Origin of the sequence: Parabacteroides hominis, assembly GCF_014287585.1 — a bacterium.
Taxonomy (GTDB): Bacteria; Bacteroidota; Bacteroidia; order Bacteroidales; family Tannerellaceae; genus Parabacteroides; species Parabacteroides hominis.
This window is the reverse complement of sequence record NZ_JACOOJ010000002.1, coordinates 1-25023: the sequence shown is the minus strand read 5'-3', so window position 1 is coordinate 25023 and position 25023 is coordinate 1. Positions and strand designations below refer to the sequence as shown.

Below are 25023 nucleotides of genomic sequence, written 5' to 3'. Positions count from 1 at the left end.
TATGAAACAGAATATAGGCAAACTCTTTTATCAGGATTATTATAAAAGGGTCAATTTTGATTATGTGATAGGACGGGGAGGAAAGCCGGATGATGATAGCCAAAAATCTATTCAAAAGATGAATAAGGCAATTAAAGAAGCTGAATTGGAGGAAATAAAGAAGTTAGAGATTTGTTCGAACTGTCTGCTGGCGGAAATCGCTTATCCAGGTTTGGTGACAGGTATTGGGTTAGAGCATAGTTCCAAAAAATTGAAGGGGGCATTTAATTTGGGTATGCATTTCGATTATACTACCGGTATGCCTGTTGTTTATGGTTCGTCTGTTAAAGGTATGTTGAAAAGTTATTTTGAAGTTTTTTGTGCTAAAGAGGGAATACCGGAAGAAGAAGGAAAAGTGTTGAAGAAAGAGATCTTTGATGGAGTAAGAAAGGATGGGACTCACATATCTATTTATAAACGTGATGTTTTTTTTGATGCTGTAATAGTAGAACCAAATAAAAAAAAGCATTTTCTTGAAGAAGATGCCATTACTCCCCATACAGAGGGACCTTTAAAAGAGCCTATTCCTATCACAATGTTGAAAATTGCTTCTGGATGTAAGATTGAGTTCAGGTTTAGATTGCATGAATCAGAGTGTAAGGTTAATGGAAAAACGTATAGTTCAGGTAAGAAATTGAATCTATTCAAAGATATTTTGGAAACTGTCGGTATTGGTGCTAAAACGAATGTCGGGTATGGACAGTTTTTGAGCGTATTAGTAAAATAATATCATTATGAAACCAGATCGCATCATCCTCATCCGTCATGGTGAATGCCATGCCAATACTGATGAAAGTAAATTCGCTACAGAGCCGGATTATACTATTGAACTGACTGAAAATGGAATTCGGCAAGCGTTGGAAGCTGGAGAAAAGTTGAAAGAGTTGGTGAAGGACGAATCGATGTATTTTTATGTTTCTCCTTTTTGGAGGACGCGTTCGACTTTTGAAAATATAGCGCGTAGTTTCCCGCGACAACAATTCAGATATAATGAAGAACCGCGGTTGCGTGAACAGGAATGGGGGTATTTACGTACTTATGGAGAGTTACAACAATTGAAACGGGAGCGAAAAGAATATGGGATATTTTATTATCGTTTTCCGGGAGGAGAGGCCGGTACAGATGTATACGATCGTATTAATGATCTGTTAGGCTCTCTCCATCGCGATTTTGTAAGTGACGATTATCCGAGGAATTGTGTGTTAATAACTCATTCTCTTGCTATTCGTTTGTTTATCATGCGTTGGTTTCATCTTACAGTAGAAGAATTCGAACAAATGCTTTCTCCTAAAAATGGAGAGTTGATAATTTTGGAATTGAACAAACAAACAGCTGATTATGAATTGATAACTCCATTGAAACTGGATAAGACTGCTGTTTTAAGAAGCAGGCCTATTCGATTGTAATGTATTTATGCCGTTCCTTTTTAACAGCGCTTCGATTTCAGGCTCCTTTCCCCGGAAACGTCTATACAAGATATCCGGATCTTCAGTGCCGCCTTTTTCCAAAACGTTTTCGCGGAAAGAGCGGGCTGTCTCTTTGTTGAAGATCCCAGTCTCTTTGAAAAGGGAGAAAGCATCGGCATCCAAGACTTCCGCCCATTTATACCCATAATAGCCGGCTGAATATCCTCCGGAGAAGATATGCCCGAAGCTGCTGCTCATCAAAGTTCCGGGAACTTCCGGGACAATAACGGTCTGTTTCCAGGCTTCTTTCTCGAAAGCGATTACATCTCCGTCAAACGGCTCTGTCCGGGTGTGCCAGGCCATATCCAGGAAACCGAAGCTAAGTTGGCGGCAGCAAGCATAACCGGCGTTGAAGTTGGCGGCATCGATTAATTTTTGTACTAATTCCTGCGGGATCTTTTCTCCGGTCTGGTAATGAGTGGCGATCTGGTCCAGGAATTCTTTTTCTGTCAGCCAGTTCTCCATCAGTTGGGAAGGAAGTTCCACAAAGTCTCGATAGACATTTGTTCCGGAAAGGCTTGCATACGATCCTTTGGCAAACATGCCGTGCAGGGCATGTCCGAATTCATGCAATAAGGTGTTGACTTCGTCGAAAGTCAGCAGGGAAGGCTTTGTCTCGGTCGGACGGGTGAAGTTCATCACGATAATGATTTGAGGCCGGCTGTCTTTTCCATCTTCATCCTGGTACTGCTCTTTTATGCTGTTCATCCAGGCTCCTGACTGCTTTCCGTCACGCGGATGGAAGTCTGTATATAATATGGAAAGGAATTTGCCGTCTGCGTCGTAGACTTCGTATGCCTGCACTTCGGGATGATAAACCGGAATCTCTTTATTTTCTTTGAACGTAATACCATATAGTCGGGTAGCCAGGCCGAAAACGCCTTTCTTTACATTGTCCAGTTCAAAATAGGGACGCGTCATTTCATCGTTTACATTGAAACGGATATCTTTCAGCTTTTCGGAATAATAGCTCCAATCCCAGGGCATAACGGTTATGTTTTCTTTTTCCGTTCCTAAAGCAAATCCTTGTACGGCTTCGTATTCGCCCTTGGCAACCGGTTTGTATGCTTCCAGAAGTTCGTTCAGTAATTTATAGACGCGTGCCGGAGTTTTGGCCATTGTCTGTTTCAGCTTATAGTCGGCATAATTGATGTGCCCCATCAGTTGTGCGATTTCCAGGCGGATATTGACGATTTTCCGTATGATCTCTTTGTTATCGTATTCATCGCCTTTACTGGCGACGCTCATATATTCCCGGTACATCTTTTCCCGCAATTCGCGTAAAGCCGAGTAACGCATGAAAGGCACGTAGCTGGGGGCCGAAAGATTGAACAGCCATCCGCTTTTCCCTTTTTCTTTAGCCCTGAGTGCGGCTGCTTCGCGTATGCTTTCCGGCAATCCTTCCAATTCGCTTTCTTCTGTCAGCAACAGTTCGTAACGGTTCTTGTCTTTCAATGCATTCTGATCGAATGTCAGGGAAAGCAAGCTCAATTCAGAACTTAGCTTGCGATATTTTTCTTTGTCTTCAGGGTTGAGGGAGGCGCCGCGCACGGAAAAGGCTTCGAATGTTTTTTCTAACAAGCGTGTGTCTTCCGTGGAGAGAAGTAAATCTTCTTTCCGGTCGTAAACACTTTTTATCCGCGTAAATAGTTTTTCATTCAAATAAATATTGTTGGAACTTTCCGACAGTTTGGGCGATACACGCTGGGAGATTTCCATCATCTCGTCATCTGCTTCCGCATTCAATACATTAAAGAAGGCTGAACTGACTTTCTCCAGTAGTTTACCGCTACGTTCGAGCGCTACGACCGTATTGTCGAATGTAGGAATTTCCGTATTACCGGCTATTGCCCGGACTTCTTCATCCAGTTGACGGATTCCTTCGTCAAAAGCCGGCTCGTAATGCTCTGTCTTGATTCGATCGAACGGAGGAGTTCCGAATGGTGTCTGATAGATCCCGAAAAAGGGATTTTCGTTATTTTGATCCATATTCTTTAGTGTTGATTTATTATATAACAAAGGTACGGAATAATCGGTAAATAAAACTGTCTTGATTTTCGGACGATGCCAAATAAGCGGATTTGGTAGTTTTTAACAGCTCCGCATGTGTTTGACAACACATATACGGACTTCTGCATATTCGTAACAAATTATCAATCAAACTGTTTTTGGATAAGGAAAAATGAAATTTCTAAATAAATATGAAAGCAAATTTGTTTTTTTATTTTTTAAGTGATACTTTTGGTCAGAATATAGAATCAATTTATTTGTTATCACGTTAAAGCGTAAACTTAAAACCAAATATAAAAATATGAGTTATCTTAAATTTGACAAGACAGTAATGATAAACTTGGAGGAGTCTTTGACCCGTGAAGTGCTCCGGACCAACCGAACGGGAGCTTATCATTGTACGACTGTCGTTGATTGTAATACGAGAAAATACCACGGACTGCTGGTGATGCCGGTTCCGGCAATAGATGATGACAACCATGTGTTGCTATCGTCTATGGACGAAACAGTCATACAGCATGGCGCGGAATTTAATCTTGGGTTACATAAGTATCAGGGCAATAACTTTAGCCCGAAGGGACATAAATATATCCGTGAGTATAGTTCTGAGACGGTTCCCCGTACTGTTTATCGTGTGGGCGGCGTTATTTTCTCAAAGGAAAAGGTCTTTTCCCTTTATGAAAATCGTATCATGATCAAATACACGCTGGAAGATGCCCATTCGGCTACTACGCTGCGTTTTCGTCCGTTTTTGGCTTTTCGCAGTGTTAAGGCTTTGACACAGGCAAACGGGAATGTGAATCAGGGCTATACGGAGATAACAAATGGTATCAAGACTTGCATGTATCCGGGTTATCCTGAGCTTTATATGCAATTTAACAAGAAAGTGAAGTTTGTATATGAGCCGAATTGGTATTTTGGAATAGAATATCCGAAAGAACAAGAAAGAGGTTATCCGTATCAGGAAGACTTGTATGTTCCAGGTTATTTCGAAGTACCGATTAAGAAAGGGGAGTCTATTATTTTCAGTGCCGGCGACAGTGCCGTAACGACTACTCGCCTGAAAAGCTTGTATGAAAATGAAGTGAATGCGCGTACACCGCGTACCAGCTTCTTCAACTGTCTGAAAAATTCGGCACAGCAGTTCTATTTCCGTCCGAAGGAGGATGATGCTTATCTGTTGGCGGGTTACCCTTGGTTTAAGGTGCGCGCGAGAGATCTGTTTATTGCGTTGCCGGGTTGTACGTTATCTATTGACGACCCCGTCCGTTTTGAAAAGATCATGCATACGGCTATGCCGGCTGTACGTGCCTTTATGTCACAGAATAAGTTTGATCCTGTGATCCGCGAATTGGAGCATCCGGATGTCATTTTATGGGCTATCTGGGCTATACAGCAGTATGCGAAATCTGTCGGTGTGGAAAAGGCACGCGATTTGTATGCCGATTTTGTGCATGAGATATTGGAATACATATCAGGCCAGAAACATCCTGATATGAAATTGATGGACAATGGTCTGCTTTTTGCAAATGGCCGTGATAAAGCCATAACCTGGATGAACTCTACTATTAATGGAAAACCTGTAGTCCCTCGTTCGGGTTATATTGTGGAATTCAATGCTCTTTGGTATAATGCGTTGTGCTTCTATACGGAGTTGATGGGGGGCGCACCGGTCGAAAAGTTTGATAAGATCATCAAGGCGATGGATAAATCGTTCCCTGAAACGTTTGTAAACGGATACAACTACCTGTTTGATTCGGTTAACGGTTCGACGGTTGATTGGAGTGTCCGGCCGAATATGATTTTTGCGGTCGAAATGACTTATTCTCCGTTGACGAGAATGCAGAAGCGGGCAGTGGTGGATATCGTGACAAAAGAGTTACTGACACCTAAAGGCTTACGTTCACTGAGCCCGAAGAGCGAAGGATATAAGCCCTATTATGTCGGACCGCAGTATGAACGGGATTTGGCTTATCATCAAGGTACGGCTTGGCCGTGGCTGCTGGGAGCCTATCTGGAGGCTTATCTTCGTGTATTTGGAAAGGGCGGCGTGCCTTTTGCCGAACGTATGCTGATAAGTTTGGAGGAAGAGATGTCATTGCATTGTATCGGTACGATTCCTGAATTGTTCGATGGCAATCCGCCGTTTATCGGTAGAGGAGCTATCTCGTTTGCAATGAATGTAGCCGCTATCCTCCGGGTAGTGGATTTGTTGAAGAAGTATAACGCCGAATAAAACAGTACCATTATGAAAGCATTGATGTTTGGATGGGAATTCCCTCCTCATATCCTGGGAGGTCTGGGTACGGCCAGTTTTGGTCTTACACGAGGAATGGCTATGCAGCCGGATATGGATATAACTTTTTGTATACCGAAGCCCTGGGGCGATGAAGACCAGAGTTTCCTGAAAATAATAGGAATGTGTAATGTTCCGATCGTATGGCGTGATGTCCAGATGGACTACGTCAGGGAGCGATTGTCGAAATACATGGATCCGCAGAAATATTATGATCTCCGCGATCATATTTATGCTGATTTCAGTTATCGTCACGTGAATGATCTTGGATGCATGGAATTTTCCGGCCGTTATCCCGATAACCTGCTGGAAGAGATCAATAACTACTCGATCGTTGCAGGCGTGGTGGCCCGTACGGAACAGTATGACATTATCCATGCGCACGACTGGCTGACTTATCCGGCCGGAATACATGCCAAGAATGTGAGTGGCAAACCTCTTGTTATACACGTGCATGCTACTGATTACGACCGTAGTCGCGGAAATGTGAATCCGGATGTATATGCCATAGAAAAGAATGGCATGGATAATGCGGATCATATCATAACCGTAAGTAACCTGACCCGCCAGACGGTGATTGAAAAATATCATCAGGATCCCGCGAAAGTGACAACCGTTCATAACGCAGTCGAACCGTTGAGCCAGGAGATTCTGTCCATTCAGGATAAAAAAGGAGTGAAAGACAAAGTGATCACTTTCCTGGGACGTATCACGATGCAGAAGGGTCCTGAATATTTTGTGGAAGCTGCTGCAAAGGTGTTGGCGAAAGCTCCTTATGCACGTTTCGTAATGGCCGGTAGCGGTGATATGATGGATCAGATGATCCGTTTGGCGGCTGCCCGTAATATTTCAGACCGTTTCCATTTCACCGGATTTATGAAAGGGAAGCAAGTGTATGAAGTGTTGAAAGCCAGTGATGTGTATGTGATGCCGTCTGTATCGGAACCGTTTGGTATCTCTCCGCTCGAAGCGATGCAATGTGGTGTGCCTTCCATTATATCCAAGCAATCCGGTTGTGCCGAGATTTTGGATTATGCAGTAAAGGTGGATTATTGGGATATCGAGGCGTTGGCTGATGCCATGTACGCCATTATCACATATCCGGCCATGCATCAGTTCCTGCAAGAAGAAGGCAAGAAAGAGGTGGATAACATCAAATGGGAATATGCCGGACAGAAAGTTCGCAACATTTATGATCAAGTATTGAATAAATAACGACAAGACAAAAATAAAAAACAATATATTATGAAAACGATCTGCTTTTATTTTCAGATACATCAGCCGTTCCGTCTTAAAAGATACCGTTTCTTCGACATCGGCAACGATCACTATTATTATGATGATTTCCAGAATGAGGAAATTATCCGTCGTATAGCTGAACGCTGTTATTTGCCTGCAAACAAGGCTATCATGGAAATGATTAAGACAAGTGGCGGCAAATTTAAAGTCGCTTTCTCCATTTCGGGAATGGCTTTGGAACAGATGGAGATTTATACTCCTGAAGTGATCGATAGTTTTAAAGAACTGGCTGCAACCGGTAATGTGGAATTCCTGTCGGAAACCTATGCTCACTCTTTGTCTTCATTGGGTGATCCGGCCGAGTTCAAGCACCAGGTAGAGAAGCAGGAAGATAAAATCAAGAGTTTGTTCGGCGTGAAACCGAAAGTGTTCCGTAATACGGAATTGATTTATTCGGATGAGATCTCGGAAATGGTTTACAGCATGGGCTATAAAGGTATGCTGACAGAAGGGGCTAAACATATCTTAGGATGGAAAAGTCCGAACTATGTATATTCTTCCTGCACGGAACCGAAGTTGAAGTTGCTGTTGAAGAATGACCGCTTCAGTGAAGATTTGTCCGATCGCTTCAGTAATTATAGCTGGAACGAATATCCGTTGACTGCTGATAAGTATATGTCATGGATTGCGGCTACTCCTGACTCCGAACAGATCATCAATCTGTTTATGAACTATGAAGTATTGGGTTCTTTGCATCCGGCAGAGACTGGAATTTTTGAATTCTTCAAAGCATTGCCTCGCTTTGCTGCCGAGAAAGGCATCAGCTTCTCTACTCCGTCGGAAGTGCTTGCACTGATGAAACCGGTTGACTGTATTTCTGTTCCTTTTCCAATGTCATGGGTTGATGAAGAAAGAGATTGCAGTTCCTGGTTGGGTAATGTTTTGCAGCAGGAAGCCTTCCGTAAGCTGAATGAGATCGGTGAACGCGTACGTTTGTCACAGACGCGCCGTATCCGTCAAGACTGGTATTATCTGCAGAGCAGTGACCATTTCTATTATATGAGTACTAAGCATATTGGTGCAGGCTTCAGTCCTTACGATAATCCGTATGACGCTTTCAATAACTATATGAATGTGTTGTCTGACTTTATCGTTCGTGTAAATGCCGAATTCCCGGAAACAATAGAAAACGAAGAGTTGAACTCCCTTTTGACAACTATCAAGAACCAGGGAGAAGAGATCGAAGATCTACAGAAAGAGCTTGACAAGTATAAGAAAAAGGCGGCAAAGAAAACTGCTGAATAGATAAGTAGTATGTAATATAAAAAATCGGGACTTCCTAAAAGGGAGCCCCGATTTTTTATATCTGATAATTGTTAATCCGTCTATCTGTATTCAATTGTAACGATACGCATTTCCATTGCGTCTTTATCGATACGCAGTTTTACACCCGAAGGTTTCAAGTAGTTTTCAATAGCGACAGTATATTCGATTTTTTGATAAGAATAATTGTAAGTTTCTCCAACTCTGCGTTCTACTGGTACGACACTGATCACCAAGTCTTCATCAGGTGAATTTTCTATATGGGTTTTGAGCAGTTTCGCTATGTTGCCGAATGAATAAGTCCGGGTTGATGCAGAATAAGTTCCGAGATAAGAAGTCACACTATTTTCCACACTGTTGCTTTTGAAGAATGTATCCACCGAATCTTTCGGAAGTATCAAGACATAATTCGGAGCGGTAAATGCGTATTTCCATTCTTCTTGCGGAAGTGCTTTCAGCGAAAGCGGCACATTGCTGACAATGCGTCCTTTGATGATCGGAGCAATATCCTGTGCAGGGATTGTCAACTCGGTATAGACGCCTGCCGGACTCTTTAAATAAGCAATGCTGTCGTTGGGTTCCAATAAATGACTCATGTCTGTGTTCTTGAATCTATTTAACTGGATGACTTCGGATGTCGCACTGAAAGTCTCGTTCCATTTTCCGATCGAGTCTTGTCCCGTATACCCTTTTGTCATATACTTATAGTAAATAGTCATTTGGGTACTTTCGATGTTCAGGATGTTTCCTGTTCCGTATGTATTTGTAACATAAACACCGGGAAAGAACTCATTGAATGTATTCTGGTCGGTAAATACTTCCGGGGTCTTGACTGTCGCGTCATAGAAGCGTTGTCCTACTTCCTGAGGCATGCGGATGGTGATTCTCGGCTGATAAGTCAGCGCGCCGTTGGTGTTTTTATCATTCCAAAGCGAATCCGAGACACTCAAATCACGTGCCGTGTACGTCTGCATTCCCAACGATTTTTGCATGTTGCAATATTGTGTCGGATCGATGTTCGTATAAAAATCTCTTGTAAGCGGGGTCGTTACTTCATATAACTGTGCCCGCATCGGAGTTAAAGAGTCTCCCGTCCAACTTCGACTGTAATATATTTTAAATTCTACCGAATCGATTTTCTCATTAAGCGGGGTCTTGCTGAACCGGTAATTTTCCGGGCAATAGAACTGGCACATAAAATCAGACTTCAGATTTCCATACAGAGGATCGTATATTTCCCCTAATGAACCGTAAATTGTCCGGGCATAGACAGAATCTGTCAGTAATGTTTTTGCTTTCATGTAGAATGTGTCCGCATATACTAACGGTCTGTCATTCTCCGGTTGAATACCTGTTCCTACCTGCGTCAAATCATCATTACACCCGCTCAGGATAGAGATCCCGAGACTCAGGCCAAGTACAAAAAGCTTGATTTTCATTTCTCTAAATTTATTTTGTGCCTAATACGACATCGTAGAATTCATTGAATTTATCCATATAAACGTCCGGCGACTGGTAAGGCAGGAATGGAGTGTGCTTTTTAGTGGCAATATAATCCAACACTTCCTGATTGATCGTTTCACTACCCTGTATCACACCGTCTGCGAAATCGATAGCGAGTTTGGTCAGCCCGGTGAAGCTTGTATCTGCTTTGATACCTTTCAGGTCGCTGTCTTTGGCTCCATCCATCTTTAACTTGCTTGCAAATTCTTTTCTGAACGGTGTTTTGAAGTCATCGTTATAAATAGAGTATACGATCTTTGCATCCTTGAGGCAAGGATCGTCGGCATACATACGTTTGATGTACAGGGCTGTTAGCGCTGACATCCAACCATGACAGTGAATGACGTCCGGTATCCAACGGAGCTTTTTCACTGTTTCCAATACACCACGAACGTAGAAGATCGAACGGTCGTCGTTATCTTCGTATTCGTTTCCATCATCATCGCTAATAGTATGCTTTCTTTGGAAGAAATCTTCATTGTCAATGAAGTATACCTGCATGCGGGCTGCCTGAATGGATGCTACCTTAATGATCAGCGGGTGATCGGTATCATCAATGATGAGATTCATGCCCGAAAGCCGGATTACTTCGTGCAACTGGTTACGGCGCTCGTTAATGCTGCCGAACTTGGGCATGAAAGTCCTAATTTCACGACCGCGCTCCTGTATGCCTTGCGGCAGGTTTCTGCATATCGTTGCAATCTCTGATTCGGGAAGGTAGGGTGTTATTTCTTGGGCTATAAACAAGATTCTCTTTGCATCCATTCTGTAAATTAGTTTTATAAAGACGCTACAAAGATACAAAAATTCTTTCATTTACCGCAATTATTTATTTGCTTTGCACCGTCAATAAGCATCTAAAGGATGAAAATAGTAAACAGCATTAAAGAATTGAAGAGTTATCTCGCTGAAGAAAAGCGTAATAACAAACAAATTGGCTTTGTTCCCACGATGGGAGCATTGCACGACGGACACTTGAGCCTGGTTAAGCGTTGTGTGGACGGAAACGACGTGTGTGTAGTCAGTGTTTTTGTCAATCCGACCCAGTTTAACGACAAGCATGACCTTGAAACCTATCCTCGCACGTTGGATAAAGACTGTGCTTTGTTGGAGCCGGCCGGTTGTGATTATGTATTTGCTCCGTCGGCAGAAGAAATGTATCCGGAGCCTGATACCCGTACATTCGATTTCGGTACTGTCTCGGCAGTAATGGAAGGGGCACGCCGTCCCGGACATTTCAACGGGGTCGCTCAGATCGTGAGCAAGCTTTTTCATGTGGTCGAACCGGATAACGCCTATTTCGGGGAAAAAGATTTCCAGCAGATCGCTGTGATCCGCGCTATGGTGAAGCAACTGGATATACCGGTGAAGATCAACGCCTGTCCGATTTTGCGCGAGGCAGATGGTCTGGCATTGAGTAGCCGTAATGTGCGTCTGACACCCGAACAACGTCAAAAAGCTCCGTTAATAGCTCGTACGTTAAAAGAAAGTGCTAACTTTGCGCCCGAAAAGAGTGTGCAGGAGGTGATCGACTATGTAATCAATACGATAAACGCCGATCCTGTCATGCGTGTGGAATACTATGAGATTGTGGATGGCAATACGATGGAGTCCATCAAGAACTGGTCCGATACGACTTATCCGGTAGGATGTATTACCGTCTATTGCGGGGAGGTTCGTCTGATAGATAATATCAAATACAATTAAAAGATAGATGAATTGTTTTGTTCCATAGGCATGAAACAAAAGTTCCATAGGCATGAAACAAAAGTTCCATAGGCATGAAACAAAAGTTCCATAGGCATGAAACAAAAGTTCCATAGGCATGAAACAAAAGAAATTTAAATATCTAATTCATATCGTATGCTAATAGAAGTAGTTAAATCAAAGATTCACCGGGTGACGGTAACGGAAGCCAATCTGAATTATATCGGGAGTATCACTGTCGACGAGGACTTGCTGGATGCCGCCAACCTGATTGCTAACGAAAAGGTCGCTATTGTAAATAATAATAACGGTGAACGTTTTGAGACGTATATTATTAAAGGTGAACGTGGTTCGGGAGTGGTTTGCCTGAACGGAGCTGCTGCACGCAAGGCGCAACCTGGCGATATCATCATTATTATGTCGTATGCCTTAATGGATTTTGAGGAGGCGAAAACTTTTAAGCCGTCGGTTGTGTTTCCTGATACGGTAACCAACAAACTGATATGAAGCATCGGTAGCTGAAAAATAAATGCGATAGCATATAAAGAAGAAGCTCGCCTGATGTGGCGGGCTTTTTTTATGAGTATGGATTTCCTTCGTAAATAATAGTATATGTACACAAACAAGCAAATTTGGAATGTTAGTTATCCAATCTTTTTGAGCCTTCTGGCACAGAATGTCATTAATGTAACGGACACCGCGTTCTTGGGCCGGGTCGGTGAAGTTGAGTTAGGCGCTTCGGCAATGGGAGGCTTGTATTATATATGTGCCTTTACGATCGCTTTCGGTTTTAGTACCGGATCGCAGATCATCATGGCACGCCGTAACGGGGAGCGGAATTACAAGGAAGTCGGGCCGGTGATGATACAAGGTGTCTTTTTCCTGCTTATGTTAGCTGTCGTCATGTTCACTTTGTCCCGCCTGTTTGCCGGGGATATTATGCGGGTGCTGATTTCTTCCGATACGATTCTGAACGCCACGGAAGAGTTCCTGGACTGGCGTGTGTTCGGGTTCTTTTTCTCTTTTGTGAATGTAATGTTCCGTGCGTTATTTATCGGTATTACGCGTACGAAGGTGCTGACGTTGAATGCAATTGTGATGGCGTTGACGAATGTGTTGCTGGATTATCTGCTGATATTCGGTAACTGCGGTTTCCCGGAATTGGGAATAAAAGGGGCGGCTATCGCTTCGGTGATGGCGGAGGCGGTGTCTATCGTGTTTTATATGGTCTATATCCGGATGACGGTAGATATCAAGAAGTACGCACTGAACCAGTTCCGGTCGTTCGATGTCAAACTGCTGAGGCGCGTGTTGGACATCTCGATATTTACGATGTTGCAATATTTTATTTCGCTCAGCACTTACTTTATGCTATTTGTGGCAGTGGAACATTTGGGACAGCGGGAACTGGCGGTTGCGAATATCGTCCGGAGCGTTTACATCGTTTTATTGATCCCCGTCAATTCTTTGTCGACGGCAACGAATACGTTTGTAAGTAACAGCATCGGGGCGGGGCATAAGGATCAGGTTATCCCGATCATCCGTCATATAACCTGGATATCGTTGGGGATCATGGCTGTTTTTGTGTCTGTCACTTGTCTGATTCCTTCTACGATATTATCGGTTTATACCAATGATGTGACTTTGATACAAGCCTCTATCCCTTCCCTTTATGTGATTTCCGGCGCCCTGCTGATCGGGGCGGTTGCCAATATCGTGTTCAACGGGGTGACGGGCACGGGAAATACCCGTTCGGCTTTTGTGATGGAGTTGGTTACCCTTGTTTTCTATACATTATTTATATATGTAGTCGGAATGCGCCTGCACATGCCGGTTGCTATCTGTTTCATGACAGAGGTGGTGTATTATACCGGTTTATTGGTCGCAAGTATTATTTATTTGAAGAAAGCATCCTGGCAAAATAAGAAAATCTGACTTTGTTTTGTCTGGATAGTAGTTTGTTTTGACCTGATAGATTGATAAAACGACCGGATAGTCCCGTTCGCGGCTGTTGCTGTTTTTGCATAATGCCTTGAATTTGTTTTTTTGTATATATAAAAAAGGCGAATTATGAGGTGTACTAATTGCGGTTGGGAGAATTCCGGTGACAGGTCAAATTGTGAGAAGTGTAATTCTCCGTTATCAAATTATGCCATGCGCGAACATGCTGTGACGGATGTTTACGCACGGCGTACAGTGAATGAAAGTATAGGGATAAATGTCGGAAGACCTACAGTCTGCGAGCAGGGCGAGAGTGAAAACTGTCCGGAATGCGGTTATCCCCTTTTGCCCGGTATGTCGGAATGTCCTAATTGCAGTCATCCCCGGCAGGCTTCGGCAGAAGCAGATTTCCGTCCTCAGAATTGTCCCAAGTGCAACCATGAAAATCGGAGGGATGCTTTCTATTGCTCGCATTGCGGTTTTGAATTGCAGAAGAAGGAACCGGCGAGCCAACCCCGGTCCGGTTATGGAAGGAAAACGATTACACCGTGGGAAATGCAGGCTCCGGTGTGTAGTTGCCGTCTTTCCATGATTCCTAACACGAACGAGGAAACCCCGGCTTCTCCCCTTGTGTTTTCAGGCGAGGAGATCATTCTGAACCGTGATAATACGGATGAAGGCAATATGACGATTACTTCCAAAGAACAGGCGATCCTGACCTACGAGAACAAGAAATGGTATCTTCAGGACAGGAGCGAACAAAAAACTACATTCGTATATACAACCGAGAAAATAGAGCTAAAGCCCGGAGATATTATCGTACTGGGAAACAGGAGATTTGAGTTTGACGAATAACCTCAAATGAAAAGCCATGTCCGGAGTTGTCGTTAACAGGTGTGATTTTACGGTTGGCCAATATATCGGCGGACTCTATCGGGTAGACCTTGTTTTGGGGGAAGGTTCTTTCGGGAAAGTGTTCAAAGTGACGGGAGCCAGTTCGCAGGTGTATGCGTTGAAGCTGTTGAAATTATGGGAAATAGTTCCTGAACTTCGCAAGCCTCTGATGGATCGTTTTGTCATGGAGTTTGAAACCGGATTGATCAAAAGCCGGTTCCTGGTACATTCCGTTGCCCACGGGCTGGAGTGTGGAAATCCCTTTATCGTTATGGACTATTGCCCGAAAGGGAACCTTACCCAATATATGGACCGTTATCCTGTCGACCTGGTCAAAGTCGGGCGGGAGATTCTTTACGGGCTGAACGATTTGCACAAAAGCGGCAAGGTGCACCGGGATCTTAAACCGGAAAACGTACTGATCAAGGAGGATGGAACAGCCGCTCTGACCGATTTCGGGATCAGTGGCGACCGGAATAAGCGGATGACGGAACGGAATATTTTAGGGCGGCCCCAGCAGATATTCGGTACTTATGCTTATATGCCCCCGGAGCAGGTAAACCGCTTGCGGGGAGACGCGACAGTTCTGCCGACAACCGATATCTTTTCCTTTGGCGTGATGATGTACCAATTGCTGACCGGTAAACTGCCTTTCGGCGAACTGAATGATCACAACGACTTGGTTGTCTATCAGCGAAACGGGAAGAATGGCGATTGGGACAGGCGGCTGCTTGAACAGACCGGGAAAGGGACTGTCTGGCAGCGGGTGATAGAAGGTTGCCTGATCCCGGATTTCAAGCAACGTTTGCAATCGGCTGCTGCCGTGCTTGAGCGAATGCCCCAGGGACAATTTGTATCGCATGTCCCGTTACCGGCCGGGCGGATGCCGGAACCAGGGAAGAAAGGACTATCCATGCGGGTCATGCAAGGATTGGAACATGGGAAAGTCTACGATTTGAGCCGTTTGTTCAGAGATCGGAAAAGGCTGGTCACGATAGGAAGGGAAGACTCGAATGTCGTGTGTATTCCGGAGAACGAAAGTCCCTATATCTCACGCCGGCATTGTACGATCGAAACAGACGGCAGGACGAACCGTTGGTTTATCCGCGACGGGCAATGGATCGCAGAGAAGGGACGGATGGGATATTGGAAAGAGTCGGTGAATGGAACTTATATAAACTCTACTCCGGTCACATCGGAAGGAAGCGAACTTCATCCCGGAGATATCATAACGATCGGTGATGTCACCTTTCGGATTGAAGATTATTAATTCTGATTTATTAATGAAAAAATAGTATAGACCTATGGTACAAAGACAAACAGAGCCATACAGACGGTCCTTTTCCGGATCGGTTGGCGCAGGAATGGGTGCACTGATGGGAGGTGCGCATAAGCAATATTACGTATTGGAGCATCGCATGTCTTCTAAATATCATCGTGCCGGTGAAACACAAAAGATCATTGTCGATCAAGTAGAAATGGGGCGCGATCCGCGTTGCCAGGTCCGTTTTGACGATTCGTTCACTTCGGTGAGCCGTCGCCATGCTGCAATTGTCCGGGATGGGGCAGGTTGGAAACTGGTTCATTTGTCCAAAGTCAATACAACGCTTTTGAATGGCCGTCCGGTGACGGATGAATGGTATCTGCAAAACGGAGATGAGATTCAACTTTCCTCTAATGGCCCGCGTATGGGATTTATCGTTCCTCAGGGCGACAGGAGCATGATCAAGAATATAAACTTTACGGAACGGTTCAGTCTGTTCCGCCAGCAGGCATTGAAACCCTATAAGCAGATGATGGTTTGGATGTCTGTCGTTTTCCTGCTGGTGATCGGCGGCTTTATCGCCTGGAGCATTCTGAACCAACAGCAGGCCCAGAAAACAAATGAAATGCTGGCAGGAAGTATCGCATCCGTAAGTGCCCGGCAGGATAGTGCCGGCGTGGAAGCCCAAAAACAGCTCGCCGCCGTTTCTACCCAGGCCCAGAATGCAGCCCAGGCCGCTATACAAGCCAGTCAGGCGAGCCAAACCAGCACTTCGCAGGGAATAAGCCAGCTCCGTAATGAATTGGTAGGACTGAAAAGTGATTTAAAAACGGTTCGTGAAGAAAAAGCGGAAAACGAATCGGCCAGGCAAGCGGCTGCCGTCAGCGAACCGGTCGCGGCTCCTGCTTCTGCCTCTGTTGCCCCGGCGGCAGGTGGCATGACTTCATACGAGAGTTGCTTCCCTTACATCTATTATATCCAGCTCGATAAAGTGGAACATACGAATAAAAAAGGCAAGACGGAAGTAATCAATATCATCCGTCGCTGGGCGGGAACCGGCTTCTTGTTGAGTGACGGACGTTTTGTTACGTCCCGCCGCATCATTGAAAGATGGTATTTCCAGGTAAATGGCAATCTGATGGACGAAGATATGCGCCCGTTGAACAAAGCTGTCTGCAATCTGGAAAAAGTGGTCGCTTATTTTACGGCCTATTCCTCAAGCGGAGACGCGTTGACCTTTACGAGCGACCAGTTCACCTGTGACCGCAGCGCCGATAACTATACGGTTCTTCGAGGACCGTTAGGTGGTCTTGTCAAGGGCGCCCGCCTGCGTATTGCACCGTCGAACGGAGGAAAAGACTGGGCTTATTTCCAGACAGCCAAGAAAGGCGGTTTGAAATTCGATCCCTCGAAATCGACCTCATTGGGCCGGGGCATTCCTCTGACCATTTTAGGATTCCCGGCAGAAGTAGGCATCAATTCGGCTTCCGGACCGGTTTACGGCAGTGGCGTAACGGCTAACAGCGGATTGGATCGTGGCGATATCATGACGACGAATACAAGTTTTGAAGTAGGCGGTTCCGGCGCACCTGTTTTCGCCGTTTCGGAAACCGGAGAATATGAAGTGGTCGGACTGATTTCTTCTATGGCCGAAGGACAGCGGGGTGTGGTCGTCCCGATTTCAGCCGTCCGGTAATGAAAAGTGAAAGAGTAGTCTATGGGAGAAACGAATAGTAATAGTCCTTTTAAGTTTAAGTTAGGGGCGCAGACGAATGTAGGATGTGTCCGTACGAATAACGAGGATAATTTTGTCGTGAGTACGGATCTTGCCGCGGGGGAGTGGTTGCTTCCCCGCGACTGCCATACTCTTTTTACGTTAGGCGATAAAGGGGCGATGCTGGTTGTCGCAGACGGTATGGGAGGACTGGACGCCGGCGAAATAGCCTCCAGGATAGCCGTCGATACGGTGAAAGAATTCTTTTCGGCCGATAAGATAACGGACGAGATTGCGAAAGACGATTCTGCGATCCGCAAATATATGCACGAAGCCGTGGTAGCCGCCGACAATGCGATCAAAAAAAGGAGTAAAGAAGAAGAAGGAGTCAAGTCGATGGGCACAACCCTTGTCGCGGCCTGGCTGTTTGAAGGATTTGCCAACATCGTTTGGTGTGGCGACAGCCGTGCCTATCTGTTCAACCCGGTTTCCGGCCTTGCGCAGGTGACAAAAGACCATTCCTATGTACAGGAGTTGGTCGACAGTGGCCGCCTTCTTCCTGAATATGCCTTTGACCATCCTGACAGCAACATCATAACCCGCAGCCTGGGCAATCCCCGGAAAGCGGCAAATCCCGATTTTATCCGTTTACCTTTGCAGGAAGGAGAGATACTGTTGCTTTGTACGGACGGGCTTAACTCGATGCTTCGGGACGAGGAGATCGAGGCTGTCATGCAAGAGACTTCGGACGATATCGATATGTGTACGAAATCGCTCATCCAAGGCGCACTGGACTTGGGAGGCCATGATAACGTGACGGTCGTCCTTTGCCAGGTCGCCCCGGAAGAAAACAAGACGCCTATGCCGGAGATGCAGCAAACCGTCTCGACGTTTACGGAAAAAGAGCGCAAAAAGCCGGTTCGGAAACTCGTTTTGTGGACGACCGGCATCTTTTTCATCCTTCTTTTATCCTGCCTGGCCTGGTTGCTTTCGGCAGAAGGAAACGGGCAACCCTGGAAAAATAAGATTATTCATTGGTATGAACAAACAGTCAAATAAACTATGCAGTTAGAAGAAAATATACTATTTGCAAACCGCTATAGATTGGAACGGCTCCTGGGACGTGGCGGATTTTCGGAAGTCTGGTTGGCTGACGACACCCTGACTTCCCTGAAAGTCGCTTTAAAAGTCTACGCTCCGGGAGGAGGCATGGATGAACACGGCGTACAACTGTTTTCAACCGAGTTTTCCCTTGTTTTCAATTTGAATCATAGCAATTTGCTTAAGCCGACCTATTACGATACCTTCGAGCGGATGCCTTATCTGGTTTTGCCCTATTGCAGGCAAGGCTCCGCAGCCAATCTGATTGGGCGGATGAGCGAGAAGGAGGCATGGCTTTTCCTGCGGGATATTGCGAGCGGGCTGGAATATTTGCATGAACAGGAGCCGCCTGTCATTCATCAGGACATTAAGCCGGACAATATACTGATCGATATATCCGGGCGTTACCTGCTGACCGATTTCGGTATCAGCATAAAAGCGCGGAATACGTTGCGTAAAAGTATTATGAAAACAGAAGGTTCCGTCGGTACATTGGCCTATATGGGACCGGAGCGTTTCAGTAAATATCCACTGCCGATCAAAGCGAGCGATGTTTTCTCTTTGGGAGCGACGCTTTACGAACTGCTCACAGGCATGGTCCCTTTCGGCGAGCACGGCGGCTTGCTGTTGCAGCATGGCGCAGAGATTCCGGTGCTGGAAGGGGAATGGTCAGCCGAATTGAAGGCCATTGTCGATTTATGTCTGCGGAAAGACACTTGGGAACGCCCTTCCGCAACCGAAATACGGATGTATTGCGAGCAATACCTGAACGGTGAAGTCCCGGTCCTGCCAGGTAAGCGGGCTGAAAAATTGTCTCCCGTAATAGAAGAAAAAGTACAGGAAACTCCTTTGGAGCCTGTACCGGAAAAGATCATTCCCGAAAATCAGGAACCGACGCCTGAGGGACGGCAGGAAGAAGTGCAGACGCCGGAAGATCCGCAGGAACTGAAAGAGGAGAAAAGCCCGGAAGAAACGAAAGAGCCGGAAATCGAAAAGATCGAAACACATGACCCCGAAATAGATAATATAGCAAACAAAGCTCTTCAGAATAGTTTACTCCCCAGGATACTGAAATGGGGCCTCCCTGTGATCGCCCTCGCCGGAATCCTGTTTTTCGTTTTTCATAGCTTGGAACAGAAACAAAAAGAGGAGGAGGCTGAGGCGAAAGCAATGGAAATCGAAGCCCGCTATAACGAATACCTCCAATATATCCATGCCGGTGACAGCCTGACCGACCTTGGCAATAAAAGCCAGGGAGGAGATTACGAGCAGTTCTATTTGGGGGCAGTCGGGCGTTATGACGCCGCTTTAAGGTTGGAAGATGAGTACCGGATCGAGTTCCCCGGTGTGGCAGGTGTTTCCGCCCGGAAGGACAGCGTGCAGAAAAAAATTGAAGAGATTTATAATTTATTCGTATCTATGGCGGCAGAGGCGGAACAAACCCAGGATTATGACATGGCCGAAATCTTTTATCAAAGGGCATCCGGCGTCAAACCCGAATCGGCCATCCTGAAAGATTTCCGTGCCCGCAAGGAAGCCGTTCAGGACTCTATCGCCAGTCAAACTAATAATTGAAGAAGATGAAAACAACGATAAGCAAATTTTACGTGAAAGGCTTTTGCAGCCTTTTGTCACTGTTCCTTTTTGTCGCATCTGCTTTTTCGCAGGATTGCAACGGGACGTACGAGAGCGGATTGGCCTTGTTAAAGAAGCGGACGGAGGCATCCGTCAAAGAGGCGGCCCGCAAATTCGAATCGGCAAAGAGATGCTATAAGGTGAACCGCGACCAGCAAGGCGTGCAGAATTGCGACGAGCAGATCGCCGCCTGCAATCAGGTCTTGAACTATTTCACGCAACAAACCGCTAAGGTGGCAGCCGAAGAAAGTTATGAGTTCACGGCAGCGGGAGGCGAACAAGTCATCCCGGTGAAAACGAAAAGAAGCTGGAGTTTCTCCGATGTCCACGACTGGTGTACGGCCACCAAGGAGAAAGAAGGATTGAAAGTCGTTGTCAATCCGAATCAGACGACCGTGCGCCGCTCGCAAACCATCACTTTGAAATGGTCGGGCAGGAAACAACTCGTCAAGATCGTGCAGGCAGGAGCGGAAGAGAAGTTGACGTTGAGTGAATCCGATCTCTTTTTCCTGGCCGACGATACGGAGAAAGCGATCGAAATAACTTCGAACTGCGATTGGGCGGTTGAGAGCAATGATGCCCCCTGGTGTTCTTGGCGTAAAGACAGCCTGCACCTGTACATCGAACCTTCCATCAACGAAGGGGCGGCAAGACGTACGGGGACGATCCGTATCGGAGCCGGTTCGCGCCATGCCGAAATTCATTTGATGCAAGAAATGGATAATTTCAAGATTTTCACCCCGAATGGAAACGATACGCTCGTCTTTATTCCGAAAGGCGGAACGGTGGATTTGCCCGTCGAATATACGGTTAGCCAAAATGAGACGCCTTGGGAAATCTATTCTTATCCGAACTGGTGCGCGGCAACCCGCGAAGGAAACGCCTCTTTGTCTCTGAAATGCCTGTCCAATAAAATGAAAGAAGACCGTGTTGGCACGATCTTCGTGAAGAAAGGACGCAGGCTTATTTCGATAACGGTCATCCAGTTGGCAAAAGGTTCGAAATACACGACCTTCCAACCGATTCTTGGCAAAAAGAAAAATGTGATGTCTCTCTACCAGCGGGCGGTTTTGTTTACGCCAAAAGAAGATTGACGTTTTCCTACAACATCAGAAACTTTTCCTGCAGCTTCTTCAGATACAGTTTGGAGATCTGCAGGTCGCGGACATTGTCGAACGGCGGATAGAACACGCATTTCTTATCCTTGATCATAATCAGGTAATTGATGTTGATGATATAGGATTGATGAATCTGTATGAACGAGGGAGAACTTGCTAATATCTGATCCGCCGCTATGTTTTTACGGATGGCGATGGGGGCCGCCGTATTGTTCAGGTATGCCTCCCATTGTTTTCTGTCTGAATTATATTTGAAAAAGCCCACGTTTTCGGGCCTGAGAAACTGCAGGTCGTTTGTCGGCGACGGGATGATGATCGTCTGCTCCAGTGGGGAAAGGCTCCTTAGCAGGATATGAAAAGGAACCGTTTGCAACTGCTGCTGCTCCTCCACCTTCTCGACGAAACGTTTCATCATATTTGACAATTCGCTTTTGTCGATCGGCTTCAACAAGTAGTCGAAAGCCGATTCGCGGATCGCGTCGAGCATATATTTATTGTAAGCCGTGTAAAAAACGACTTGCATATTCCAGGTGATCTCGTTGCGGATCAGGTTCAGCAGTTCGGGTCCCTGCATATCGGGCAACTCGACATCGAGGAATACCAGGTCAGGCATCGTTTTGAAAATCAACTTTTTCCCCATTGCCCCGTTTTTGGCGATTCCTTCCATATTAAATTGCTGATAGGACTTCAATTCGAAGACCAGATTATCCACCGCCAGTTCGTCGTCGTCGATGATCACTATCTTATAGCTATTTTTCATAATCACTTTCTTTTTTCACAAATTTAATAGTTGTCTCCATAGTTATCCGGTACGTTTTAGGCCGAATAGTGGATATTTGCCTGTTTTGGATGGTTATTCGGTTGCAAATCGAAGCTAAACGGATTACTTTCCTTCCGGCAAAACATACGAATAGTTATCCGGCAAGGTGAATTGTACCAGGCAGCCCGGATTTTCATCCGTTCCATGATCGCTTTTCCGGATCAGGATCGTGATAGGGACAGGGTTTCCGGCATTCAATAACTGGATCGTCTGGTTCAGCACTTTCAGACCCGTCCCCGTGCTTTGCATGTCCGGACTTCCGGTTTGCATCCGGAAACCGGCGCCATTGTCTTCTATGCTGATCGTGATACAGCCGTTCTGTTTGCTGACGGTGATGGACAGCCGTTTTTCGCCCTCTTTCTCCCGGAGGCCGTGTTTGATGGCATTCTCGACCGGAATCTGGATCATCATCGAAGGAAGTTCGAACAGGTCGGCGTCGATTTGCGGGTCGATCCGGATGTCGGTTTCGAGAGACGAGCCGAATCGTTCCTGTTCGAGGGCCAGATAGGTACGGACGAAATCTATCTCTTCGGCAAGCGTGATGCACAGTTTTTCTGTCAGGCGCAGGTTGAGGCGCATGATTTTGATCAGGTGGCATAGCTCTTTGTAGCTGCTGTCGTTTGAATCATAATGGCTGATCACACGGTTGAGCGTGTTGAAGATAAAATGAGGCGATACGCGGTTGCGGATGTTTTCCATCCTCAGGCTGATGATCTTGTTGCGCGTTTCGGCAAGCTGGTAAGCCCGTTGTTTCTTCTGGTAGAAATAGATGAAGATGGCGACGATGAGCAGCAACGTGCAAACCAGTATCCATATAAAGACGCTCAACTCCAACGACTGCATGTCGCTCTGTTGCTTCTGGATGAAAAGTCTCTGCTTCATCAAGGTCGTGTCTTGTTTGTAGCGGAGTTCGGTTTCCGCCACACGCATCCGGATGCGGTCGTTGCGGATGGAGTCATCCATCCGCAAGTTTTCCTTGAGATACTGGTAGGCTTTGCGGTAATCGCCCGTTTCTTCGTAATAATGTTGCAGATATTTTTTACGGATTCCGACGAGGGTAGGCTCGGCATAGAGGTTATCGGTCATTGCGTGAAGCAGTTTTGTCGCCTCCCGGATATTTCCTTTCTTCAGAGCCAGTTCGAATAGCTGCGTCCGGGCATGATAGACAGCCGAGGAGTTTTGGATGGCTTCAAAGTAAGACAGGCAGGGGTCGAGATAGAACTTGGCGGAATCGAGCTGTCCCATCAGCAGGTAGATCTCCCCGATGTTGACCATACAGATATTTTGCGCATATGCGTATTCGGGCGTAGGCTTGACCAGCTCGTATCCTTTCTTGAAAAGTTCGAGTGCTTCCGGATATCGTTCTTCAAAATAGTAGACATTCCCGTGATTGGTGAAGTAGACGAATTTGCGGTTTAGGTCCATCAGGTCGAAAAGCCGGTAGGCCAGGTCGTAATAATAGTGCGAAAGCTCGAAATCGCGCAGCTCCATATAGGTTTGTCCCAGGCCGGTATAGGTGTTGATCAGTTCCTGTTGCGGCAGCTCCATCGAGTCGGCGATGTAGAGCGTCTGGCGGTAATACCAGGCGCCTTGGTCGTAATAGCCGCTGCGGACGTAGACATCGGCCAGGTTCGTATAGGCTGTCACTATCACCCGGCTGCTGTGTGTCTGCAAGCTGTAGTCGAGCACCTTTTTGAAATATTTGAGCGCCGAATCGTTCATGCTGGCGATGCTGTAGCGATTACCGATATTATTATTTGCGTCGGTCAGCAGATAATAGTGGTGAGGTGTCAGCTCCTTTTGCCGCGCGCAGAACTGTTCGATCTTGCGGCAAAGCGGGATCACCGAGTCCAGTTCGGAGGTTGTGAGGAACGTCTTAATATATAATGTATATAACATATACCAATCGATGCTATCCCCTACGGGCCGCGTATCCATCGCCTCTTTCAGTATCCGGCGCGCGAAGAGCGGGTCGGAATAGATCGCTTCCTGGGCTTGCATATAGACCGTGTCGTTTTGCGGTAGTAATTCGATGTCTCTTACCACTGGTTCCTGTTTCTTGCAGGATAAGCTAAAGGAAAATAAAAAGATAGCAATGGTGTAGAAGATGTGTTCTTTTTTCATATAGAAGCTGTTTTTTGATGACGAATTGTATTGAAATAAATCGAAAGTTTGTTTTATGACAAATGTAACAGATATAATGATATGATCGAATAAAAAGCGGATTATTTTTCGGATTTTGTATCATTTGAAAGCGGTCGGCATCCGTTTTATTTGGTTCCTGTTCCATAAAGTAGTAAAAAGTACATAAGCGTGGCACGAACATCTAAATATCGATTTTGTGAAATTTCCAGTTTTACGTGAAGATAATAAAATGTCCTATAACAATGTACCGGATTTCTCCCCGGTAACAGAAGTAAAGATAGTCTATTTAATGGAGTTTACAAAAAGAATGTTACAACAATATTAATTATTTTCGGGGTTTAGTAAAGATTTTTATTTGTATTAATAAGTGGATGTTTGTGGTTAAATGCTGATTTACCTGTTACTTTTGGATCAAGCCAAAAGTAATAGATTTATATATGATAAAAAATACAAGAACCCCTCCAAAAATGCAGATATTCATATTTTGTTAATATTCAGGCTCTTGCCAAATATCTTGTTTCTTAAAAAATATTACCCTTGCGGATGATTTGAAAGGGTCTTGTTCACATTTGCTGTATGGCTGCTTTTAGTGTATTTGATTAATAAAAGAGCACAGCTTAAAAAATAAAAGTCTATATTATAAGTGCAAACAAAAAATATGGACAAAATCATTAAGCTGTGCAGATTACAAAGATACAAGAAAATTCAGAACAAAAATCAGAAAGTGCAAATTTAACAAGGGGCTGCTCCTTACTCATTGATGAGCTTGCGTTTTTTACAAGTATTCTATTCCATGATATACCTTGTT

General features: G+C 45.4%; 19 protein-coding genes. 14 read left to right on the top strand and 5 right to left on the bottom strand.

Annotation, left to right across the window (positions count from 1 at the left end; translation table 11 throughout):
- Position 1 precedes the first annotated feature (1 nt).
- Together cmr6 and H8S65_RS01505 are read left to right on the top strand one after the other, a co-directional pair.
- Positions 2-766 (top strand): type III-B CRISPR module RAMP protein Cmr6, encoded by a 765-nt coding sequence (gene cmr6 / locus H8S65_RS01510; RefSeq protein ID WP_186928201.1) that lies wholly within the window; start codon positions 2-4, stop codon positions 764-766.
- A gap of 7 nt (positions 767-773) precedes the next feature.
- On the top strand, positions 774-1445 hold the full coding sequence (locus H8S65_RS01505; RefSeq protein WP_186928200.1) for a histidine phosphatase family protein: 672 nt from the start codon (positions 774-776) through the stop codon (positions 1443-1445).
- Here H8S65_RS01505 and H8S65_RS01500 read toward each other — a convergent pair.
- Positions 1419-3494: a M3 family metallopeptidase gene (locus tag H8S65_RS01500; RefSeq protein WP_186928199.1), complete on the bottom strand. Its 2076-nt coding sequence runs from the start codon at positions 3492-3494 to the stop codon at positions 1419-1421. The two genes, H8S65_RS01505 and H8S65_RS01500, sit on opposite strands and share 27 nt — an antisense overlap.
- Before the next feature lie 322 nt (positions 3495-3816).
- On the opposite strand from H8S65_RS01500, the gene H8S65_RS01495 reads away from it, so the two are divergent.
- Genes H8S65_RS01495 through H8S65_RS01485 form a run of 3 tightly spaced genes read left to right on the top strand, consistent with a single transcriptional unit; the run spans position 3817 to position 8355 of the window.
- Positions 3817-5751, top strand: a complete 1935-nt coding sequence (locus H8S65_RS01495; RefSeq protein ID WP_186928198.1) for a glycogen debranching enzyme N-terminal domain-containing protein — start codon at positions 3817-3819, stop codon at positions 5749-5751.
- 12 nt (positions 5752-5763) lie between these two features.
- Complete coding sequence (locus tag H8S65_RS01490; protein WP_186928197.1) at positions 5764-7026, top strand: glycosyltransferase; 1263 nt, start codon at positions 5764-5766, stop codon at positions 7024-7026.
- Positions 7027-7056: 30 nt separating this feature from the next.
- Positions 7057-8355 (top strand): glycoside hydrolase family 57 protein, encoded by a 1299-nt coding sequence (locus tag H8S65_RS01485; protein WP_186928196.1) that lies wholly within the window; start codon positions 7057-7059, stop codon positions 8353-8355.
- A gap of 80 nt (positions 8356-8435) precedes the next feature.
- Here the strand turns inward: H8S65_RS01485 and H8S65_RS01480 are convergent, their stop codons facing one another.
- Both H8S65_RS01480 and H8S65_RS01475 read right to left on the bottom strand, forming a co-directional pair.
- The gene (locus H8S65_RS01480; RefSeq protein ID WP_186928195.1) at positions 8436-9812 is read right to left on the bottom strand and encodes a DUF4270 domain-containing protein; all 1377 of its coding nucleotides are present in this window, start codon (positions 9810-9812) and stop codon (positions 8436-8438) included.
- A gap of 10 nt (positions 9813-9822) precedes the next feature.
- Positions 9823-10641 carry a glycogen/starch synthase gene (locus H8S65_RS01475; RefSeq protein ID WP_186928194.1) on the bottom strand — a complete coding sequence of 273 codons (819 nt, stop codon included), beginning with the start codon at positions 10639-10641 and terminating at the stop codon, positions 9823-9825.
- 99 nt (positions 10642-10740) lie between these two features.
- Here H8S65_RS01475 and panC point away from each other — a divergent pair, with 99 nt between their 5' ends.
- The 9 genes from panC to H8S65_RS01430 all read left to right on the top strand — a co-directional run bounded on the left by panC (position 10741) and on the right by H8S65_RS01430 (position 21226).
- Positions 10741-11583: a pantoate--beta-alanine ligase gene (gene panC, locus H8S65_RS01470; protein ID WP_186928193.1), complete on the top strand. Its 843-nt coding sequence runs from the start codon at positions 10741-10743 to the stop codon at positions 11581-11583.
- Positions 11584-11739: 156 nt separating this feature from the next.
- Complete coding sequence (panD, locus tag H8S65_RS01465; protein ID WP_186928192.1) at positions 11740-12090, top strand: aspartate 1-decarboxylase; 351 nt, start codon at positions 11740-11742, stop codon at positions 12088-12090.
- A gap of 105 nt (positions 12091-12195) precedes the next feature.
- Positions 12196-13518, top strand: coding sequence for an MATE family efflux transporter (locus H8S65_RS01460; RefSeq protein WP_186928191.1), 1323 nt, complete (start codon positions 12196-12198; stop codon positions 13516-13518).
- 135 nt (positions 13519-13653) lie between these two features.
- Positions 13654-14379, top strand: a complete 726-nt coding sequence (locus H8S65_RS01455; protein ID WP_186928190.1) for an FHA domain-containing protein — start codon at positions 13654-13656, stop codon at positions 14377-14379.
- Positions 14380-14395: 16 nt separating this feature from the next.
- A complete protein-coding gene (locus H8S65_RS01450; RefSeq protein ID WP_186928189.1) occupies positions 14396-15688 on the top strand; it encodes an FHA domain-containing serine/threonine-protein kinase in 1293 nt (430 codons plus the stop codon).
- A 34-nt stretch (positions 15689-15722) separates the two neighbouring features.
- A complete protein-coding gene (locus H8S65_RS01445) occupies positions 15723-17378 on the top strand; it encodes an FHA domain-containing protein (protein ID WP_186928188.1) in 1656 nt (551 codons plus the stop codon).
- A gap of 21 nt (positions 17379-17399) precedes the next feature.
- A complete protein-coding gene (locus H8S65_RS01440; RefSeq protein ID WP_186928187.1) occupies positions 17400-18455 on the top strand; it encodes a PP2C family protein-serine/threonine phosphatase in 1056 nt (351 codons plus the stop codon).
- A gap of 3 nt (positions 18456-18458) precedes the next feature.
- A complete protein-coding gene (locus tag H8S65_RS01435) occupies positions 18459-20072 on the top strand; it encodes a serine/threonine protein kinase (RefSeq protein ID WP_186928186.1) in 1614 nt (537 codons plus the stop codon).
- Positions 20073-20077: 5 nt separating this feature from the next.
- The gene (locus H8S65_RS01430) at positions 20078-21226 is read left to right on the top strand and encodes a BACON domain-containing protein (RefSeq protein ID WP_255489006.1); all 1149 of its coding nucleotides are present in this window, start codon (positions 20078-20080) and stop codon (positions 21224-21226) included.
- A gap of 7 nt (positions 21227-21233) precedes the next feature.
- On the opposite strand, the gene H8S65_RS01425 is transcribed toward H8S65_RS01430, so the two are convergent.
- Complete coding sequence (locus tag H8S65_RS01425) at positions 21234-22010, bottom strand: LytR/AlgR family response regulator transcription factor (RefSeq protein WP_186928185.1); 777 nt, start codon at positions 22008-22010, stop codon at positions 21234-21236.
- A gap of 123 nt (positions 22011-22133) precedes the next feature.
- Positions 22134-24194: a tetratricopeptide repeat-containing sensor histidine kinase gene (locus H8S65_RS01420; RefSeq protein ID WP_186928184.1), complete on the bottom strand. Its 2061-nt coding sequence runs from the start codon at positions 24192-24194 to the stop codon at positions 22134-22136.
- Between the last annotated feature and the right edge of the window lie 829 nt (positions 24195-25023).

What these genes read in the sequence shown, in the direction of transcription:
- H8S65_RS01445 (WP_186928188.1), top strand. Translation starts at nt 15,723, where the DNA reads ATGGTACAAAGACAAACAGAGCCATACAGACGGTCCTTTTCCGGATCG.
- H8S65_RS01440 (WP_186928187.1), top strand. Translation starts at nt 17,400, where the DNA reads ATGGGAGAAACGAATAGTAATAGTCCTTTTAAGTTTAAGTTAGGGGCG.
- H8S65_RS01485 (WP_186928196.1), top strand. Translation starts at nt 7,057, where the DNA reads ATGAAAACGATCTGCTTTTATTTTCAGATACATCAGCCGTTCCGTCTT.
- H8S65_RS01490 (WP_186928197.1), top strand. Translation starts at nt 5,764, where the DNA reads ATGAAAGCATTGATGTTTGGATGGGAATTCCCTCCTCATATCCTGGGA.
- H8S65_RS01430 (WP_255489006.1), top strand. Translation starts at nt 20,078, where the DNA reads ATGAAAACAACGATAAGCAAATTTTACGTGAAAGGCTTTTGCAGCCTT.
- H8S65_RS01475 (WP_186928194.1), bottom strand. Translation starts at nt 10,641, where the DNA reads ATGGATGCAAAGAGAATCTTGTTTATAGCCCAAGAAATAACACCCTAC.
- H8S65_RS01450 (WP_186928189.1), top strand. Translation starts at nt 14,396, where the DNA reads ATGTCCGGAGTTGTCGTTAACAGGTGTGATTTTACGGTTGGCCAATAT.
- H8S65_RS01480 (WP_186928195.1), bottom strand. Translation starts at nt 9,812, where the DNA reads ATGAAAATCAAGCTTTTTGTACTTGGCCTGAGTCTCGGGATCTCTATC.
- H8S65_RS01435 (WP_186928186.1), top strand. Translation starts at nt 18,459, where the DNA reads ATGCAGTTAGAAGAAAATATACTATTTGCAAACCGCTATAGATTGGAA.
- H8S65_RS01420 (WP_186928184.1), bottom strand. Translation starts at nt 24,194, where the DNA reads ATGAAAAAAGAACACATCTTCTACACCATTGCTATCTTTTTATTTTCC.
- H8S65_RS01495 (WP_186928198.1), top strand. Translation starts at nt 3,817, where the DNA reads ATGAGTTATCTTAAATTTGACAAGACAGTAATGATAAACTTGGAGGAG.
- panD (WP_186928192.1), top strand. Translation starts at nt 11,740, where the DNA reads ATGCTAATAGAAGTAGTTAAATCAAAGATTCACCGGGTGACGGTAACG.
- H8S65_RS01455 (WP_186928190.1), top strand. Translation starts at nt 13,654, where the DNA reads ATGAGGTGTACTAATTGCGGTTGGGAGAATTCCGGTGACAGGTCAAAT.
- H8S65_RS01500 (WP_186928199.1), bottom strand. Translation starts at nt 3,494, where the DNA reads ATGGATCAAAATAACGAAAATCCCTTTTTCGGGATCTATCAGACACCA.
- H8S65_RS01460 (WP_186928191.1), top strand. Translation starts at nt 12,196, where the DNA reads ATGTACACAAACAAGCAAATTTGGAATGTTAGTTATCCAATCTTTTTG.
- H8S65_RS01505 (WP_186928200.1), top strand. Translation starts at nt 774, where the DNA reads ATGAAACCAGATCGCATCATCCTCATCCGTCATGGTGAATGCCATGCC.
- cmr6 (WP_186928201.1), top strand. Translation starts at nt 2, where the DNA reads ATGAAACAGAATATAGGCAAACTCTTTTATCAGGATTATTATAAAAGG.
- H8S65_RS01425 (WP_186928185.1), bottom strand. Translation starts at nt 22,010, where the DNA reads ATGAAAAATAGCTATAAGATAGTGATCATCGACGACGACGAACTGGCG.
- panC (WP_186928193.1), top strand. Translation starts at nt 10,741, where the DNA reads ATGAAAATAGTAAACAGCATTAAAGAATTGAAGAGTTATCTCGCTGAA.